This window comes from Streptomyces longwoodensis, from assembly GCF_001514125.1.
Taxonomy (GTDB): Bacteria; Actinomycetota; Actinomycetes; order Streptomycetales; family Streptomycetaceae; genus Streptomyces; species Streptomyces longwoodensis.
On record NZ_KQ948550.1, the window covers coordinates 476,430 to 492,352 of the forward strand.

At 71.5% G+C, this 15,923-nt stretch carries 19 protein-coding genes; 2 read left to right on the top strand and 17 right to left on the bottom strand.

What is annotated here, in order from left to right; all coding sequences use genetic code 11:
• Positions 1–122: 122 nt before the first annotated feature.
• The 4 genes from AQJ30_RS06925 to AQJ30_RS06940 form a co-directional block, all read right to left on the bottom strand.
• Entirely contained in the window at positions 123–1,916 is a 1,794-nt protein-coding gene (locus AQJ30_RS06925) for a type IV secretory system conjugative DNA transfer family protein (protein ID WP_067229956.1), read from the bottom strand.
• Positions 1,917–1,949: 33 nt separating this feature from the next.
• Complete coding sequence (locus AQJ30_RS06930) at positions 1,950–2,729, bottom strand: SPDY domain-containing protein (protein WP_067229959.1); 780 nt, start codon at positions 2,727–2,729, stop codon at positions 1,950–1,952.
• Positions 2,730–2,731: 2 nt separating this feature from the next.
• Positions 2,732–3,256 (bottom strand): hypothetical protein, encoded by a 525-nt coding sequence (locus tag AQJ30_RS06935; RefSeq protein WP_211278937.1) that lies wholly within the window; start codon positions 3,254–3,256, stop codon positions 2,732–2,734.
• Positions 3,257–3,328: 72 nt separating this feature from the next.
• Positions 3,329–4,150, bottom strand: coding sequence for an SPDY domain-containing protein (locus AQJ30_RS06940; RefSeq protein ID WP_067230934.1), 822 nt, complete (start codon positions 4,148–4,150; stop codon positions 3,329–3,331).
• 131 nt (positions 4,151–4,281) lie between these two features.
• Here AQJ30_RS06940 and AQJ30_RS38360 point away from each other — a divergent pair, with 131 nt between their 5' ends.
• Positions 4,282–4,434, top strand: coding sequence for a hypothetical protein (locus AQJ30_RS38360; RefSeq protein ID WP_159052300.1), 153 nt, complete (start codon positions 4,282–4,284; stop codon positions 4,432–4,434).
• A gap of 89 nt (positions 4,435–4,523) precedes the next feature.
• On the opposite strand, the gene AQJ30_RS06950 is transcribed toward AQJ30_RS38360, so the two are convergent.
• From AQJ30_RS06950 to AQJ30_RS39165, 3 genes are read right to left on the bottom strand one after another with little or no spacing between them, the layout of a single operon-like run.
• Positions 4,524–5,336, bottom strand: coding sequence for an SPDY domain-containing protein (locus tag AQJ30_RS06950; protein WP_067229965.1), 813 nt, complete (start codon positions 5,334–5,336; stop codon positions 4,524–4,526).
• On the bottom strand, positions 5,333–5,716 hold the full coding sequence (locus tag AQJ30_RS06955) for a hypothetical protein (protein WP_067229967.1): 384 nt from the start codon (positions 5,714–5,716) through the stop codon (positions 5,333–5,335). The genes AQJ30_RS06950 and AQJ30_RS06955 overlap by 4 nt, the downstream gene beginning before the upstream one ends.
• A gap of 22 nt (positions 5,717–5,738) precedes the next feature.
• Positions 5,739–6,404: a hypothetical protein gene (locus AQJ30_RS39165; protein WP_245726834.1), complete on the bottom strand. Its 666-nt coding sequence runs from the start codon at positions 6,402–6,404 to the stop codon at positions 5,739–5,741.
• A gap of 256 nt (positions 6,405–6,660) precedes the next feature.
• Here AQJ30_RS39165 and AQJ30_RS06965 point away from each other — a divergent pair, with 256 nt between their 5' ends.
• Positions 6,661–7,899, top strand: coding sequence for an IS110 family RNA-guided transposase (locus AQJ30_RS06965; protein ID WP_067229969.1), 1,239 nt, complete (start codon positions 6,661–6,663; stop codon positions 7,897–7,899).
• Positions 7,900–7,935: 36 nt separating this feature from the next.
• On the opposite strand, the gene AQJ30_RS06970 is transcribed toward AQJ30_RS06965, so the two are convergent.
• The 10 genes from AQJ30_RS06970 to AQJ30_RS07015 form a co-directional block, all read right to left on the bottom strand.
• Complete coding sequence (locus AQJ30_RS06970; RefSeq protein ID WP_067229971.1) at positions 7,936–8,580, bottom strand: hypothetical protein; 645 nt, start codon at positions 8,578–8,580, stop codon at positions 7,936–7,938.
• Positions 8,577–9,335 carry a hypothetical protein gene (locus tag AQJ30_RS06975; protein WP_067230937.1) on the bottom strand — a complete coding sequence of 253 codons (759 nt, stop codon included), beginning with the start codon at positions 9,333–9,335 and terminating at the stop codon, positions 8,577–8,579. The genes AQJ30_RS06970 and AQJ30_RS06975 overlap by 4 nt, the downstream gene beginning before the upstream one ends.
• A complete protein-coding gene (locus AQJ30_RS38670; RefSeq protein ID WP_245726835.1) occupies positions 9,268–10,053 on the bottom strand; it encodes a hypothetical protein in 786 nt (261 codons plus the stop codon). Before AQJ30_RS38670 ends, AQJ30_RS06975 begins: the two co-directional genes overlap by 68 nt.
• A 13-nt stretch (positions 10,054–10,066) precedes the next feature.
• Complete coding sequence (locus AQJ30_RS06985; RefSeq protein ID WP_067229974.1) at positions 10,067–10,912, bottom strand: relaxase/mobilization nuclease; 846 nt, start codon at positions 10,910–10,912, stop codon at positions 10,067–10,069.
• The gene (locus AQJ30_RS06990; RefSeq protein ID WP_067229976.1) at positions 10,909–11,334 is read right to left on the bottom strand and encodes a hypothetical protein; all 426 of its coding nucleotides are present in this window, start codon (positions 11,332–11,334) and stop codon (positions 10,909–10,911) included. The genes AQJ30_RS06985 and AQJ30_RS06990 overlap by 4 nt, the downstream gene beginning before the upstream one ends.
• A 100-nt stretch (positions 11,335–11,434) precedes the next feature.
• Entirely contained in the window at positions 11,435–11,932 is a 498-nt protein-coding gene (locus AQJ30_RS06995) for a hypothetical protein (protein ID WP_211278938.1), read from the bottom strand.
• 456 nt (positions 11,933–12,388) lie between these two features.
• Positions 12,389–13,486 (bottom strand): hypothetical protein, encoded by a 1,098-nt coding sequence (locus tag AQJ30_RS07000; protein WP_245726836.1) that lies wholly within the window; start codon positions 13,484–13,486, stop codon positions 12,389–12,391.
• Positions 13,487–13,566: 80 nt separating this feature from the next.
• On the bottom strand, positions 13,567–14,025 hold the full coding sequence (locus AQJ30_RS07005) for a hypothetical protein (protein ID WP_067229978.1): 459 nt from the start codon (positions 14,023–14,025) through the stop codon (positions 13,567–13,569).
• Positions 14,026–14,063: 38 nt separating this feature from the next.
• Positions 14,064–15,170, bottom strand: coding sequence for a hypothetical protein (locus tag AQJ30_RS07010; protein ID WP_067229981.1), 1,107 nt, complete (start codon positions 15,168–15,170; stop codon positions 14,064–14,066).
• Positions 15,163–15,906 (bottom strand): glycosyltransferase family 2 protein, encoded by a 744-nt coding sequence (locus tag AQJ30_RS07015; protein WP_079083940.1) that lies wholly within the window; start codon positions 15,904–15,906, stop codon positions 15,163–15,165. The genes AQJ30_RS07010 and AQJ30_RS07015 overlap by 8 nt, the downstream gene beginning before the upstream one ends.
• Positions 15,907–15,923 lie beyond the last annotated feature (17 nt).

Below are 15,923 nucleotides of genomic sequence, written 5' to 3' on the forward strand. Positions count from 1 at the left end.
CCCCAACTTGTCCCGCTTCGAAGCACCCGCATCCCCGCGGCAAGTGACGAGGCCATGCTCGGGCCAACATCTGTCCTCGGCGCCCGTCTGCACTTCATCGGCTTCGTCCAGGCGTGTCCTGCTCATGCTGCCGATCCAAAGTCGGCTTGGCTGGGTGCGTGCTTCGTGATTGCACGGGCGGTGATCGCCATGGAGGCACGGGCAGAGGCGGCGGCCAGTTCGTCGGCTCCGGGCTCGGCGTACCAGGGGCGCAGGTCGAGCATCGCGGCGCGCATGCCGGTGGCGAAGACCAGGGCGGTGCCCTTGGGCAGGGCGCGGATCTCGTCGGCGGGCAGGATCCGCTGCTGTCGCATCGACACCGAGGTCGACTTGCCGGACTCCGAGTGCGAGGTCGAGGTGGTTTCGACGTCGTGGTCGCCGATCAGGCGGCTGAGCTTGTCGGCAAAGTCGGGGTCGTCGATGCCGGAGCCGATGACCTTGACGGTCGAGGCGGACCACATGGCGTCCATGCCGGCGTCCCCCCAGACCTTCTGGCCCTGGCGGTAGGACTGCAGGATGGTGATTGGGATGATCCCGCGCGACCCAAGGTGTGAATACAGATCCGGCAAGTCGCTGATCTTGCACACGTTGGCGGCCTCGTCGAGGATCGCGAGCATGGGCGGGTCGAGGCGTCCGCCGGCGCGTTCGGCCTGCGCGGTCGCGGCCCGCATCACCGAATCCGCGCACGCCGCGATCACCGCCGAGGCTCCGCCTCCGCCGTCCTTGGACAGCAGAAACAGCGTGTCGGTGGAGGTGACGAACTCGGACGGCCTGAACTCCGGGACGCTCTTCTGCGGGGTGACCCAGGCGGCGATCTCGCTGTTCAGTAGCGCGGCGGCGTACTGGCGGGCGGTCTCGTAGATGCCGTCCCGGGTTTCCGGCGGTCCTTCCACGGTGCCCTTGAGCTGGGCGGCGACCGCGGTAAACCCGTGGTCGCGGAGGATGTCGAGCGGGGTGCGGTCGGCGGGGAAGGCCATCCACTGCATCACGTCGGTGATCGGCCGCTCGTCCAGGGCCGCGGCGAGGAACAACTGGGCGAGGATGTTGGATCCGGCCTTGGACCAGAAGTCGCCCTGCTGGGAGGAGTCCACGGAGGCGGCGAGGAAGTGGCCGGCGAGGCGGCCGGCGCCGTCGAGGGTCTTGGCGTCCGCCAAGGGGTTCCACCACATCTCGCGGGCGGCGTGCGCGATCTGCTGCGGGTCCATCGACCACACCTGCCCGACACGCGCGCGGGCGTCGAGGGTGGCGGTGTAGGCGTCGCCGGCGGCCTTGTTCGAGGTCAGCAGGACCGGGCCGGGCGCGGCGAGGATGGAGGGGATCGCGAGCGAGGTGGTCTTGCCCGAGCGGGGCGCCATGATGGCGACGGCCACGTCCTCGTAGCCCATGCGGATCTCGTGCTTGGTGCCCTGCAGGTTGCCGAGGAGGATGCCGGTGTCCCGGGCCTCGATGTGCTTGGCGTCCTTCAGGCTCGGGCGCAGGGAGCGGGCCTTGTCGGTGATCGCCTTGGCCATCAGCGGTTCGATGTCCCGGGCCTTGGCCATGCCGGTGATCTTCTTCTTCCGGCCGCCGCTGCGGTTCTTGTGCTGAGCCCACAGCACGCCCGCCGCTGTCCCGAGGGCCAGGAGCAGGACGACCGGGACGATGCGGGCACCGATCAGCAGGGACGTTTCTCCCGCGTGGGGCCAGACCTGCTCGGGGTGGAGCAGGGCGTTGGTCGGCTGGTACGCCGCCCAGCCAGCTCCGGTGAGGTAGGCGGTGATGTTGCCGGAAAGCCAGGCGAGGTGGGACAGGGGGACGACGACGGCGAGCACGCCGAGGAGGAGGCGCAGGACGATGTCGTACGCGTCGGTGGAACTGTTGGAGGGGGTGGGGGGCAAAGCGTTACGTGCCTTCCGGGCGGCGGCGGGGATTCAGCGACTGTTCCTGGCCGGCGGCTGGCGCGGCGGGCCTGGCGTCGTCGGCGGGAGGGTGCGGCGGGCCGCGAGGGAGCGGATGCGTTCTTCCAGGGCGGCGGCGACGTGCACGGCGACGACGTCCGTGGTCCGGCGGGTGACGACGTCCGGATCGCGGGTCGGGAGACTGCGCAAGCTGCCGGTACGCGCTACGGGATGCGGGTCGGTCAGCGAGGCGGTGAACGCGGCGACCAGCCGGGCAGGGGTGTGTTCGCCGAAGCGTGCCTGCCACACCGGCTTTCGCTCCGGGCCGAGGGAAGCGGTGACGAACCAGGCTCCCGGCTCCTGCGCGCTTCCCAGGCGCTGCACGTATGCCGTTCCGTCGAGCGACACGAGGCCGTCAGCCCCGATGGCTGGGGGCTGCCACGCGCTCTGCCGGAGCGGTTCGTACGGATCGCAGGGTGCGCTCGCCGCTGGGGCCGGGTCGGTCAGGGCGTCGGTGAAGGCGGCGATGAGTTCCACCGGGGTGCGGGCGCCGAAACTCGCGTACCAGGCGGGCCGGTCCGGCTCCGCAGCGTGGTTGAGGGTCCACCACTGTGCGTCGGGGTCGGGTTCCAGGCGCAGGAGGGCCTTCTGGTCCGGGCTGGAGAGCAGGACGCGGGGCATCAGGGGGTCGTCGCCGTGGCTCCAGCCGCAGGCGCGGTGCAGGGGGACGGTGATCCATGCGGGGTCACCGCCGCCGGCCAGGTGGCGCGGCGTGATGAAGTCGACCTCGACGGTCTCGGGGGTCTGGGGCATGCTCACTTCCGTGCCGCAGCTGGCCGGGCGGGCGCGGTGGCCGGGGCTGGTGTCGGTGTGGGGGCCAGGGGTGAAGGGGCTTTGCGGGCGGCGGTGTCGATCTCGCGGAGCGCCTTGCCGTGGGTGGCCCAATCGTCGAGGTAGCTCCACGATTCGGCGTGATGTACCGCGAGCGCGTCGTCGAAGTCGGCGGTGCCGGGCTTGGCGGTGGCGGGGAGGGTGTCGCGGGTGATCAGCCATTGCTCGTGCAGTTCGTCGAGCCGGTCGAGGGCGTCGCGCAGGACGCCCAACTGGTAGACCCAGCGGCTCTGCACGGTGTTCTCCGGCAGGTGAGCCAGTTGCGTCTCGGCCGTGGCCAGCAGGTGACGGGCGCCGTAGCGGAGCGGCTCGAACGCCTCGGCGGTGTCGGCGTCGCGTTGGCTCGCGCGCCTTCCGTAGGCGTGGTCGTCGTAGGGCCATCCGTCGAGGTCGGTGTGCTCGTCGGAGTAGGCGTCCCAGGCGTCGAGGATCTTCTTGCTGTCGCTCACGTAACGGTCGAGGTGACGGAGGAAGTCGCGGTGTGCGCGGTGATCGGCGGAAATGGGGAGGGGTCCTTCGGTTCAGCGGCGGGCGGCCGGCTGGGCGGTGTGGGCCTTGGCCGGGGTCGGTGCGGGTTTCGTCTGCTGCCGGCGGGCGGAGCGTGCCCGGGCGCGGAGCGACTCGATACGGGCGGTGTGGGTGTCGACCACCTGCTCCGGGCGCAGCGGGCTGGGCTCCTGCACGGCGCTGTAGTGGCCGGTGCGGTCGTACATGCCGCGTTGGAGCGGGCTGCGGTCGGCCAGTGCGGTGAGGAAGGAGCCGACGAGGTGGGCGGGGGTGTGCTCGTCGAAGTAGGCGTGCCAGATGCGCGGGCCGGGGAACTGCCCGTGGTCGGGCTCGCGGGTCTCGATGTGCCAGGACGGCCGGTTGCTGAATTCGCTCTGCGGGCGCAGTTCGATGTGGCACATGGAGTCCGGCGAGTGCGCCGTGCCGTCCGAGCTGCGGTGCCAGCCTGCCGAGGTCACCGGCTGCCACGGGTCTGGCTGTTGTGGCGGCGGGTCGATGAGGGCGTCGGTGAAGCCGGCGAGGACCTCGGCGGGCACGAGTTCGCCGAACTCGGCGTACCAGCCGGGCTCGGTGTCGGTGGGCTCGGCCCGCAGCCGCCACCACGCGGAGGTGGCGGACTGCGGGTCGAACTGGAGGCGGTGGCGAAGGTCGGGACTTGCCAGGACGATCTCGGCACTCAGCGGGTCGGAGACGGCGCTCCATCCGGCGGCGGCCAGGCTGTGGGTGACGTGGCGGGCGTCCCCGGGGCCGGCGAGGTGGCGGGGGCTGGTGTCGAGCGGGATGCGTCCGGCGTGCTTGTCGGCGAAGGCGGCGAGCTGCCGTTCGCTCAGCGGCACCAACAGCACCCCTGCTCGCTCGCCGGCGAACTGCCGTACAGCTGGCGCAGATCGTCCACGACGTAGTGGAGGGTGTGCTGGTCGGTCTGTTCCCACGCGGCCGTACGCAACTCGGTGATCAGGAGGTCGACTTGCGCGGTGCGGGGCGTGTCCGGGTGTTCCTGCACGGCACGGGCGAGGGCGCGCAGCGTGTCGGCGAGCTGGACGGGCAGGCCCGTGTACTCGTCGAGGAGAGGCTCAACGAGGGCGAGGGCTTCCGCGGGTCGGGGTTCTCGCGCAGGTAGTCGGTGAGGTCCGCCAGCGTTTCGGTCAGGGTGCGGATGGTGTCCGGGGTGAGTGCGGGCATCGGGCTCCTTGCAAGGGGGGGCGGGGGTCAGCGGCGGGTCCGGGCGCTGCTGGTCGGGGTGTGGGGACGGGGGCTGGTGCGCGGCCGGGTACTTCGGGCGCTGTTGCGGGCCCAGGTGGCGGCGCGGGCGGCCGTGATCCGGGCCTGCTGCCACGCACTGAGCTGGGAGGGTTTGACGGAGACCGACCAGGTACGGATCTGCGCGCTGTGCGGCACGCGTCCGCGCGGACGCATCACGGGATCGGGGCTGGCGAGTTCGGTCGAGAACGCTTGCACCAGGTGCATCGGGGTGTTCGGCGTGAAGTTGGCCGTCCAGCCGTTGCCCTGCTTGTCCTGCGCTCCGGTCCACCACATCGCCGAGCCGTCGGCGCCCTGGTGGTACTGCATCCACGCGGTGCCGTTGGGGCTCGTCGCCATGTAGTGCGCGCCCTCGAAACGCGTGTGCCAGTTCTGCTCCTGCAGAGGTGCCCAGACGTTGGGGGCGTGGGCGGAGCGGGGGCGAGTGAGGGCGTCGGTCAGTCCGGCGACGATCTCCACCGGGGTCTGCCGGCCCAGGTGCGCCGACCACTCGCCGTTGGCACCATCTGCTTGGCCGTGGATGGTCCACCCGCCGGGAAGGACGTAGGGGTCGTAGGCGACGCGGACGGTCCGGTCCGGGCTCTCCATGTGCAGGGGGCCGCCCGACTTGGACTTGTCCCGCCAGCCCGAGGCGCGCAGGAACTCCGAGACGTGCCGGACGTCGCCGCCACCAGCCAGGGCACGGGGCTGGACGAGGTAGTGCTGCTCGGCCTGCTCGGCCTGCTCGCCCGCCCCCCAGCCCTGCCACTGCTTCTTCTTCACCGGCGCCGCCGGACGACGAGCGGTGCGGGTGCCGGGGGCTTTGCCGCCGTGGTGGCGGGCTGGGCGCCGACGAGCTTGAGGGTGTCTTGGTGTTCGTCCAGGTCGAGGGTGATGTCGTGCAGTTCGTTCGAGGCCCGGCCCAGAGCGAGCCACACCTCTGCGGGGAGCGCGCCTCGCTCTGCCTGGTCCTTGGCGAACACGCTTCCGGTGGCGACGAGGTGGGTGACGCCGCCGAGGACTCCGGCGTCCGGGTCGAGAATGCGGGCGATGACCTGAGCGGCCTGGGGCGGGGGAAGCTGTGAGAGGTGGTCGGCGAGCTGGCCGAGCTGGCGGGTGATCTCGTCGGCCAGTCTCACCGGGTAGGGGGCTGGGTGGGACATGCTCCTCCGGGTCGGTGGACGGTCAGTGGTGGTGGCGCTGCCCGACGCGCTGCGTCTCGGCGAGGACGGCCTCCGGGCGGGCGCCGGCCAGCGGGGAGGCGCGGTCGGGGTCGGCGGGAATGCAGGCGCGCAGATAGCGGCGGAACAGGGCCGTGGCGAGCCGGGGCTTGAGCCGGTCGCTGATCGGCAGGGGTGTGCGAGTTGCTACGGGTTTCTCCGGGAATCGGGCGGTGCGGTGGCCGGGCGGCTCTGGCGTCGTGCCGGGGCCGACCGGGCGTATTACGGGGTATGGCGGGCCTGTGCGGGGCGCGAGGGGGAGCCGGCCGGTGCCGGTTGCTGCGCGGCAGGGTGGGCCGTACGGGTGCGGATGTCGTGCACGGCCTGCCGGTAGGTGGCTTCGTCGAAGACGTCGGGCGTGCAGTTGACCTCGTACCCGGCCAGGAGCAGGGCGGGGAATGGCGCGGGTCGCCAGGCGCTTCTGCTCGTCGGCGTCGAGGTGTTCGGGCACGGTGTGCCAGATGTAGAGCGGGGCGTCCGTGGGGTATGCGTGGCGCTCCAGGCCGAGCATTTCCAGTAGGTCGTGGAGCTTGGCTGGGGCGCCGGTCGGGGTGTCGGCGTGGATGGTGGTCGTCAGGGCCTTGATGTAGATCTCGACGTCTGTGCCGTACTCGTCGGCCAGGTTGGCCATGTAGTTCTTTCCGGGGTTAGTAATCCGAGCCCCTGGCGGAGCCACCCTGAGCGGGTGAAAATCGGGTGCGTGGCCGTCCGGCGGACGTCGAGCCGCAATGGCGTGATCGAACCCGAGGGTTAGTAGGACGCTGGGGGTCCATCGACAGGCACCCGGAAGTGTTGCTTCGAGCACGCGTATTAGAGTCTTCCGCCTGCCGGGCCCCTGCCGGACGGTCGCGTGCTCGCGGCTGTCGTCGGGAGGGGGTGCCGGGGCAATGGACGTACTGCACGAGCGCTGTGCGGGGATCGACATCAGCAAGGCGGACGTGAAGGTCACGATCCGTGTGCCCGGCACCGGCAAGCGCCGGCGCAGGGAGACCCGTACGTTCTCCACGATGACCCGGGACCTGCTGGCGATGCGGGACTGGCTGCTGACCGAGGGCGTCACCCTGGTCGGGATGGAAGCCACCGGCATCTACTGGAAGCCCGTGTTCTACCTGCTGGAGCAGGACATCGAGTGCTGGCTGCTCAACGCCCGGCACATGAAGGCCGTGCCCGGCCGCAAGACCGACGTCAAGGACGCCGAGTGGATCGCCGAACTGGTCGAACACGGCCTGGTGCGGCCCTCGTTCGTGCCGCCCGAGCCGATCCGGCAGCTGCGGGATCTGACCCGGTACCGCACCGAGGTCGTCCGCGAGCGCACCCGCGAGGCCCAGCGGCTGGAGAAGCTCCTGGAGGACGCCGGGATCAAGCTGTCGTCCGTGGTCTCCGACATCCTCGGCGTGTCCGGCCGGGCCATGCTGGAGGCGCTCGTCTCCGGCCGGCGCGATCCCCGGGCCCTGGCCGAGATGGCCCGGGGCAGCATGCGCGGCAAACGCGCCGTCCTCATCGAGGCGCTGACCGGCCGGTTCGGCGACCACCACGCTTTCCTGGCCCGGACGATGCTGGACCGGATCGACGCCTGCACGGTCACCGAGGCCCGGCTGACCGAACGGATCGAAGAGCAGGTGGCACCCTTTCGCCGCCAGCTCGACCTCCTGGCGACGATCCCCGGCGTGAGCCCGCGCACCGCCCCGCTCATCCTGGCCGAGACCGGCGCGGACATGAGCCGGTTCGGCAGCGCGGAACGCCTGGCCTCCTGGGCCGGGGTCTGCCCCGGCAACCACGAGTCCGCCGGCAGACAGCCCACCGGCAAGACCCGTCACGGCAACCCGTGGCTGAAGGCCGTCCTGGGCCAGACCGCGGTCTCCGCCGCCAGAACCAAGGACACCTACCTCGCCGCCCGCTACCGGCGCCTGGCCGCCCGTCGCGGCAAGAAGCGTGCCCTGGTCGCCCTCGAACACTCCGTCCTGATCGCGATGTGGCACATGCTCGTCCACGATGTGGAGTACGCCGACCTCGGCGGCCAGTACTTCCTGGAACGCACCGGCCGTGCTCGGCAGACCCGACGCCTGGTGAGCCAGCTCAACCAACTCGGTTACCAAGTCACCCTCCAGGCAGTTGAGGCCGCCTGAGCTGCGGCAACGGACACGGGATCGGGGATTTTCGTATTAGCGGCGGCGGGATACCGAGGACTGGACGCGGCTCGGCGCCGGTGCCGTGGCCGGTGGCTGCGCAGGCCGTGCGGCGTGATTGCGGGCGTGGAGGATCACGCGGGCGGCCTCGCTCATGGATCTCGCGGTGTCCCCGAGCCGCGCGATCGGCTCGGGTTCCTCGCCGAGTGCCCCCGGGAGGTCACAGGCGGCCGTCCAGGCGCGGACGACCACTTCCATGGTGAGGGGTAGCAGCCCTTGGACTGGGGCAGCGACCTCGGTCAGGACCTCTGCCACCTCACCGCTGGTCTCGGCGGCAGCGACCCGCTCGGCGAGCCGGGCCAGGTAGCGCAGGGCTGCCTCACGTTCGCCGTCCGGTGTGACCAGCATGTTGAGGGCGGGGTCGAGGTGGACGCTGTGACCGGCGGCGAGCAGGGCGTGTGAAGCGGTGGTTGCCTTCAGGCGCTGCTGCTCGGTGGGCAGGCCGTGCGGAAGCCGGTGGTAGTCCCCGCGGGGCCCGGCAACGGAGAGGAAGCCCCCGGTCCGCTGGAGGATGTCCGCCGCCTTCTCGGTGCCGCCGATGGCGACGACCAGGTCGGTGCGGGGATCCTTGGTGATGGTGACGTACTCCAACACCCAGAAGTCGGGCTCCGGCTGCTTCACCGAGACCTGGTGGTCGGCGTACGGCTGCCGGCCGGTGCCGGCGGCATGGAAGCTGGGGCGGCAGTGGGCGCAATCCGGCCTGCGGGGTGCTGGAGGGCCGTGCCGATGCCGAGCGCGTCGAGTTGCGGGCCGATCTCGCGCAGGGCGCGGGCCTGGGCCTGGGTGTCGTCGCCGTTGAGGCGGTAGATGCCGCTGTGCGGGTCCTGGATGAAGCCGTGGGCCACGAGGACGGTGCCGGCACGGTCGTCGGCGGGGGCGGTGGCGACGCTGCCGTCCTGTTGCCAGGTCAGGACGACCCGGTCCGGCTGGGACGGCTGGATGCCGCCTAGGGCGTTGATGCGGACCTGGGCGAGGGCGCTGTCGTAGCGGGCGAGCAGGTCGCCGGCGACCTGCTCGGCGCTCAGGAACGGGTCGTCGGCCAGGGCGACGCCGTTGGGCTCGAGGACGGCGCGGTACGCCTCGTCGGGCAGGGCGCGGGGGGCGACGGCGGCGACGAGGAATCCGTCGCGTCCGTCATGCCGGTCAAGGACGACAAGCTGGGCTCCGTCCGGGCGGCTCAGGACGGCGGCCTGCTTCAGCGGGTGCTCGGCGAGGGACGCGGCTACCAGGTCCAGGTCCCAGATGCGGTCGGCGAGTTCGGCGAGGTCGTCCTTGGCGTCCGTCGGGAGGTGGGAGCTGGTCCAGGTATCAGGGAGTTCGCCGGCGAGGACGTCGGCGTAGGAGGCGAGGCGCTCGGAGGTGTCGTGGTCGTGCATGGTGTCCTTGGGCAGGGTGGGAGTCAGCGGCGCAGTCCGGCGGCCAACGGGGCGGCGGGGCAGGGAGCGTGCGCGGCGGGGGCGGGCAGGCGCACACGGCGGAGCGCTCTTGTTCGGTGGACGGAACTTCCCCGGTGCAGGTGCTGCGGCGGGGGTGCGGGGCGTGCCGGTCGGCGAGCTTGTTGCGGAGGTAGGAGAGGTCGCCGTGGATTACGCGGAGATGCTCGTCAGCGATGTGGCGGAGCCGCTGGGCGATGTACTTGTCGGACGGGCCACCAAGCTCGTCATGGAAGTCGGCCGTGGCAGTGAGGACTTCGTCCAGCGCGGCGAGGATGCCGTCGTGGGCGGCGGTCAGCTCGGTCAGCGCGTCGGCCGCCTCGTCCGTGGTGGTGGCCTCGCGGACCCGCTCGGCGAGGTGGGCGACCGAAGCGCCGAGCGGCAGGTAATTGGCCGGACGCGAGTCGGTGTCGAAGACCGCGTCGCAGTCGACGTGGTATCCGGCGGCTCGGAGTCGGGCGACGGCATCGGTGCCGAGACGGGACTCGTCATCCGAGGCCAGACCGGTGGGGGCACGGTGGTAGGTCTCGTGGACGCGGACAACGGCGATGAAGCCCACGCGCTGCAAAATGCTGTGCGCCTCGGAGTTGCCGCCGCGGGCGAGCAGTTCTCCGGAGTGTGGGTCGCGGCGGATGTCCAGGAAGCGGTCGGTACGGAGCAAGGAGACGCTTCTCCTACGGCGATCGGTGGGCGGTGTGCCGGACGGCGGCCGGGACGGCGACGGCAGGTGGCTGAACCAGGTGGGCTGCGGTGCTGTCCAGGTCCTGCTGGATGGCGTGGAGGCGGCGGGCGATCAGCTCCAGGCGGTGCGCGGTATCGGTGCCGGCCGCTCCCGGCTGGCGGGCGATCTGGTGTGCGGTGTGCTCGACGAGTCCGCGCACCGTGGCCAGCGGGCCAGCCTGTTCGTCAGCGAGCTGCGTGAGGATGCCCGCGAGCTGGGCCGATGCCGTGGGCGCCGAGCGAATGGCAGGCCGCGGAGCGGGGCCGGAGCGAACGGGGATCAGATGGAGGTCCTGCTCAATGCGACGCGCCTCGTTCGCAAGGCGCCGCAGTCTGTCGGCGGGAGGGGTGTGCCATGCGCCGTCGAGGTGGATCAGGTTCGCGATCAGGTCGAGCCGCCCGGGCTGGGCTGGGACGGCGATCCACCGGCAGCCGTGATCTTTACCGGGAATCTCGATGCCGGCGGCCCGCGCGAGCCGGTGAGCGACTTCGGCCCACTCGGGTCCTGTCAGTTCCCGGTCGTCCGGGTGAAGGCGGATGCTGAGGTGGAGAATCGCCCGCCGGTCGTCTTCTGGGCTGGCGGTGAACGGGTGCTCCAGGTAGGGGTCTTCGAGGTGCTCGGCCCACTGGACGGCCGTCCAGGTCTTCTGCTCGTCGTCCAGGGTGAAGTAATCCAGGCCCGGCCAGTGGGCGACGACGGTGTACTCCGTCAGGCCCTCGTTCGGTGAGACCGGCCGGCCGAGCGCCTCTTCGAGCGGGTCCTGGGGCCGGTGGGTCCGCTCGTGCAGACGGGGGATCACCGGCCGCTCCGGATGTCGGCGATATGCACGAGCTGGCCCAGGGCGGTGGTGGTGTACCAGCCGCAATCGATCAGCTCGTCGCGGCCGGCGAACCGCGCAAGGAGTGCGTCCTCCATGGCCCGCAGGTAGATCAGGCAGTCCGGGCAGCGGCGCGAGAGGTGCACGAGGTAGCGGGGGTGGCCGGTGACGTAGGACTGGGCTCCGCCGGTCGCATCACGCAGCCGCCACCCGTCCTCGTCGGTCGGGGTGTGCCAGGACGGGGCCACGACGCGCATCGCATCGCCCCACAGTTCCCCGTTGGCTACCCCTTTCAGGACGACGACGGTGTCGCCAGCCTGGAAGTGTGCGTGGGTGATGTCCCGGTTGAGGGTGAGCGGGTCGGGCGTCGGCGCGAAGGCCGAAGTGGGCGGGGGCTGGGACATGCGGTTCCTTCCACGCGGTCGGTGGCGGGGTGGGAGGAACAATGGTCCGGAGGAACGCCGGTTTGGCTAACCGGCGTTTCCCGGCTATGTTCCCCCGCCGTCAGCGGAACGGGTTCTCCGTCCCGCGGTCCGCCTCGGTGGCTGCGTCGAGGAGTTCGAGCAGATCAGTGCCTTCGGCATCGCGCTGGTCGATCCACCATCCGGCACGGGTGATGGAGCGGGCCTTCTCCTCCAGCTCCGCCCAGTCCGCCTCGTCCCAACTTCCCTCTATGACCAGCGCGGTGTGCGCGGCCGTCATCAGCTGGTGTCGGGAGCGCTCGCCCCAGTCCAGGGCCTTCTCCGGGCCCTCCAACTGCGGCATGTCGAACTGCTTCGCCCATGCGACGGCCGCCTCCTGCTCCGCGGTGCGCTTCGCCGCGAGCCACTTCTCTTTGGACTCGGTGTCGGTGTCGCGCGCCGCCTTCCAGCAGTCGGCGCAGTCCTTCGACGCGAGCCAGCGGGCGAAGCCAGCTCGCTTGTCGGCAGGGCGATTGGACAGGTCATGATCCACGCGGTGGGAGCAGGCATGCTCCACGGTCCACTGCGTACGCACGGCCATAAACGGGTCTCCTCAAGGGGGTTGGAAAGTGGTGGGGTTGTGCCCTGATCAGGGCGTCTTGTGCCGGCCTCGGAGTGGGCGGCGGTGTCGGCCGCGCGGCAGATGTCCGGCGGGGCCGAGACGTCGGCGCGCGGCGAAAAGGATGGCGAGAGCGAAGGCCGCTTAGCGGCGGGGAGCGCAGCGCTGGCGAGCGGCTGCTCGGCGAGGCGTCCGGCCAAGGCGGTGCCGGCGGACTGTCCGACGCCGATCAACAGGATCAGCCACGGGTACGCCTCGCTGGGCCGGCCCGCCGGGGCAAGAGCGTCCGTGATCACTTAGGCACAGGCGACCACGGCGGTCAGGAACGTGCCGGGCAGGCGACCGCGACGGTGGCCGCGATGGGCCCCGGCAGAGCCACAAGCGGGAGCCACCCGGCGAGGAGCGCGTCACCGGCGGCAAGCAGCCGGGAGGCTGCGTTCAGCGGTGGCGGGTGGTCGTGCTGGCGCGGGGCGGCGGAGGGGGGTGTGGTGTCCACGGCGGGGCGCGGGCGGGCGCGCAGCGCGGGGGTGCGGTGTGGGGGCAGGACGGCGACGGTCGCGCCGAGGTCCTCGGCCGCTTCTTCGACTTCGCGGGTGAGGAACTCGATCTGACGGCCCAGCGCTGAGAGGCGAGCGGCGATCTGGCGGCCCTGCACGGTCTCCAGGGCGCTGCGAACTGGCTGCTCGTTTCGAGGAGTTCCTGGAGGCGGATCATCGGGCCCGCGTCGTAGCCGCGTTGGACGGCGCCGAGGAGGGCTTCGGAAGCGTCTCCTGCGGTCTGGCCTTCGACGACGTCGCGGATGAGTTCCTGCAGGGACACCTCCGGCGCCAGTGCCGGGCGGTTGAACCGGGAGACGTCCGCGCGCAGCACGCCGGGCGGGACCGGGGCGGGCAGTACCTTTCCTGCCTCGTATTCGTGCGCGTAGTGCCCGATCACCTGCCAGCCCGGCGCGTCCGGGTCGCCTCGCAGCGCGACAAGCGTCGAGTCGTTGTCTTGGATCAGGTGGGCGAGGGTGATCGGCTGCCCGTCGGCGGCGTACCACGACTCGGTCAGCTCCAGCTCGCCTCGCCTCTGCGCTGCCTGGGCCCTCTCGGTCCAGATCCGCTCTTCCTCGTCGGTCAGGGGGGCCTTGTGCTGGCCACCGCTCTGGTCGGCAAGGTCGGTGGCGATGAAGCTGTGATCCGCCCAGGCGGCGAGGTACGGCCACAGGGCCGAGTGCTGAGCGCGTTCGGCTGCGGAGCCAGGAGCGGCCGGCCGGTCCAGCGCCCGGCGGATCTCGGCGGCGGAGGCGGCCAAGCCGTCCAGCACAGCCCGCGACCCGGCCAGGTGCCGGGCAGGTGGCAGCTCGTCGAGCACAAGGCGGGCGGCATCGAGCAGAGCCTCGGCGTGTGGGGCGAGGTGGTTGGTGTACGCCTCCACCGCCGCCTTGTCGTGGTGCGCTCGTGCGGCTGCCGCGGCGCCCGGGTGGACGGTGCGGCCGAAGCGGCCGCGTGTCAAGTCGAGCGCGACCTCGGTCTCGCGATCGATGACCGTCATCCGTAGCCGGAAGTCACGGGCCCCATTGGCGAGTTCCGGTGCCGCCAAGAGGCCGTCGGCGGCCGGATTACTCGCGGGCGTCATCGGGACCGCCCGCCGCCCGGAGCCGTCAGGTGGACGGTCGGAGCATAGGTGGGCTTCGGCGGGATCGGCCGAGCCGACGGCGGGGAGGTGGTGGGCGGTGTGGAGCGCTGCGTCGTTCGGCTGGCTGCGGCCTGGGCGAGACGGCTGCGGCGCTCCTGGAGGCTGTTGGGCCGAACGGGGCGTGGCGGGCCGGCGGAGAGAGAGGGGTCGAGGCGGATGTCGGCCTGCAAGGTGTAGCCCTGGCGGCGCAGATCGTGGACGGCCTGGCGGGTCCGGCGGGGACCGTCGCGCTCGGGCTCGCTGAGCCGGTACAAGCCGGGTTCATCGGGGACGGGCTCGAACTGCTCGCGTACCAGGTACCAGTGGGCGAGGTGCGCGGGCATGGAGGAGGTGAAGGAGGCGACGAAGCCGTGGGTGGCGTGGTCGCCGAAGGCGAAATGGGTGCCGGGTTGCAAGGGGGCGGGGTTCTCCTCGCGTTGTCGGAGTGGAACTGTCAGCGACTGCGTTGCGCGGGCCGGCTCGCGGTGAGGGGGCTGGCCGGTGCGGCGACGGGAAGGGCTGGGCGGCGGTGAGGTGCGCTCACGCGGGCCTGGCGCAAGAACCTCTCGCCGTTGGTGAGCCAGGTCTCGATGGCCGGCCACGCGCGTGCACGGCGCTCCTGCGGCGGCACAGAACCGCCGTGGACGACCTCGTCGAGCAGGGTCTCGGCATCGGCCACGGCGTCGGCTAGGCGGGACAGCGCCGTGGCGTCGTCGGGCCACGGGCTGCTGTCAGGACGGCACCGGTCGATCAGCGTCGGGGCGTGGTCGACGACGACGAGGAAACGGCGCCAGGCATGGTCGAGGAATTCCTCGGTCGCGGAGCCGAGGGCGGCGGCGCCCAGGGGGGTGGCGTCGCTGTAGCGGCCGGAGGCGACCATGGCCTGCCAGGTGTCGCGCTCGGAGCGGATGTCCCCGAGTACGGCGGCGATGGCTGCGGTCCGGCGGGCATGGACGGCCTGCTCGTAGGAGGGCAGATATCGGTCGGCGACGGCCTGAGCCGCGCGACCGGCGAACGGCGGCAGGACGATGCTGTGCGGGGCGTGCGGATCGCCGTACCCCTCTTCGAGGCCCTCGGGAGCGAAGGCGCCGACCAGGTAGTCGAGTTGGCGGCCGGGGCGCTCGATGAACAGCAGCGTGGTGCCGTGCACCGTGTCGGTGAGCGTGGCGGCGTAGGGAATGCGTTCGCTCTGGAGGGCGCGGCCGAGTTCGCCGCTGTCCCAGATCCAGGGCACGAGGTCTTCCTGCCAGGAGGGGTGCGAGTAGATCTCGACTGAGGCATGCCACTGGTCTGGCAGCTGGCGGGCGAGGTCGCGGGCGGCATCGCCGATGAAACGCCGGCTGCTCGTGTGCACGCTGGTGCGGTGCCGTTTCGCGCACGTGACCAGGTCGACCACGGTGGTCCCGGTGCCATCTGCCGGCAGGTGGTAGACGCCCTCGTCGTCTCGCCGGAAGCCGCTCTCCGCGAGGGCGGTGTGTGCCCACGGGTACTGCTCGCCCGAGGCGATGGCGACGATCCCGGACTCCCGGCTGTGCGACAGGATGATCTCCGCCTCAGCCATGGACCCGGTCCTCCCCGCGGCGCAGGGCGGCGCGCAGGCTGCGGCCGTAGGCCCAGGCGTGCTCCCGGGCTGCCGCCTCGAGCTGGTCGTATCCGATCTGGGCCGTCATCTGCCCGTCCCATTTGCGATATCTGTATACGGGGACCGGCAGCAGGATTCCGGACGCAAGAGTGGTCACGCCGAGGGCCGCGCAGTAGTCCTCGCCCTGGACGAAGCCGCCCATTGGAGCGGCACGCACGAGGTCGGTGCGGGCGAGGATCGTGGTCGGCCCGATGGGGATGGTGTCCGCCGGGGACTTCCAGTACATCCACACGTCGCCGGCCTCGTGCCGATCGGGCGGGGTGGGGCAGCGCCACAGGGTGGTCGAGCCGTCGGGGTGCCGGTCCTCGCTCCATCCCGCACACCAGCCGACCTTGGTCGATTCCAGGGTCTTCAGCCGTACGGACATGGCGTCGTCGGTGAACTCGTCATCGTCATCAGCCCAGTTGGTGTACCGGGTGCGGACATGGGCGAGGGCCAGGTTCCGGGCGCAGGCGGCGCCGACCGGACGGGGCAACACCAGCGTGCGGATACAGGGGTCCTGCGCGAGCGGGGCCGGCAGACGGTCGGGCGAGGCACCGTCCAGGGCAATCACGGCCTCCCACGGCACGGACTGCCGGGTAAGGCTGGCGTGCATTGCGGTCAGATAGGCCAGCCGGTCTTCGCGCAGGCGGCTGGCGATGACGACGGTGATCAGGGGCGTGGAGTGCGGGG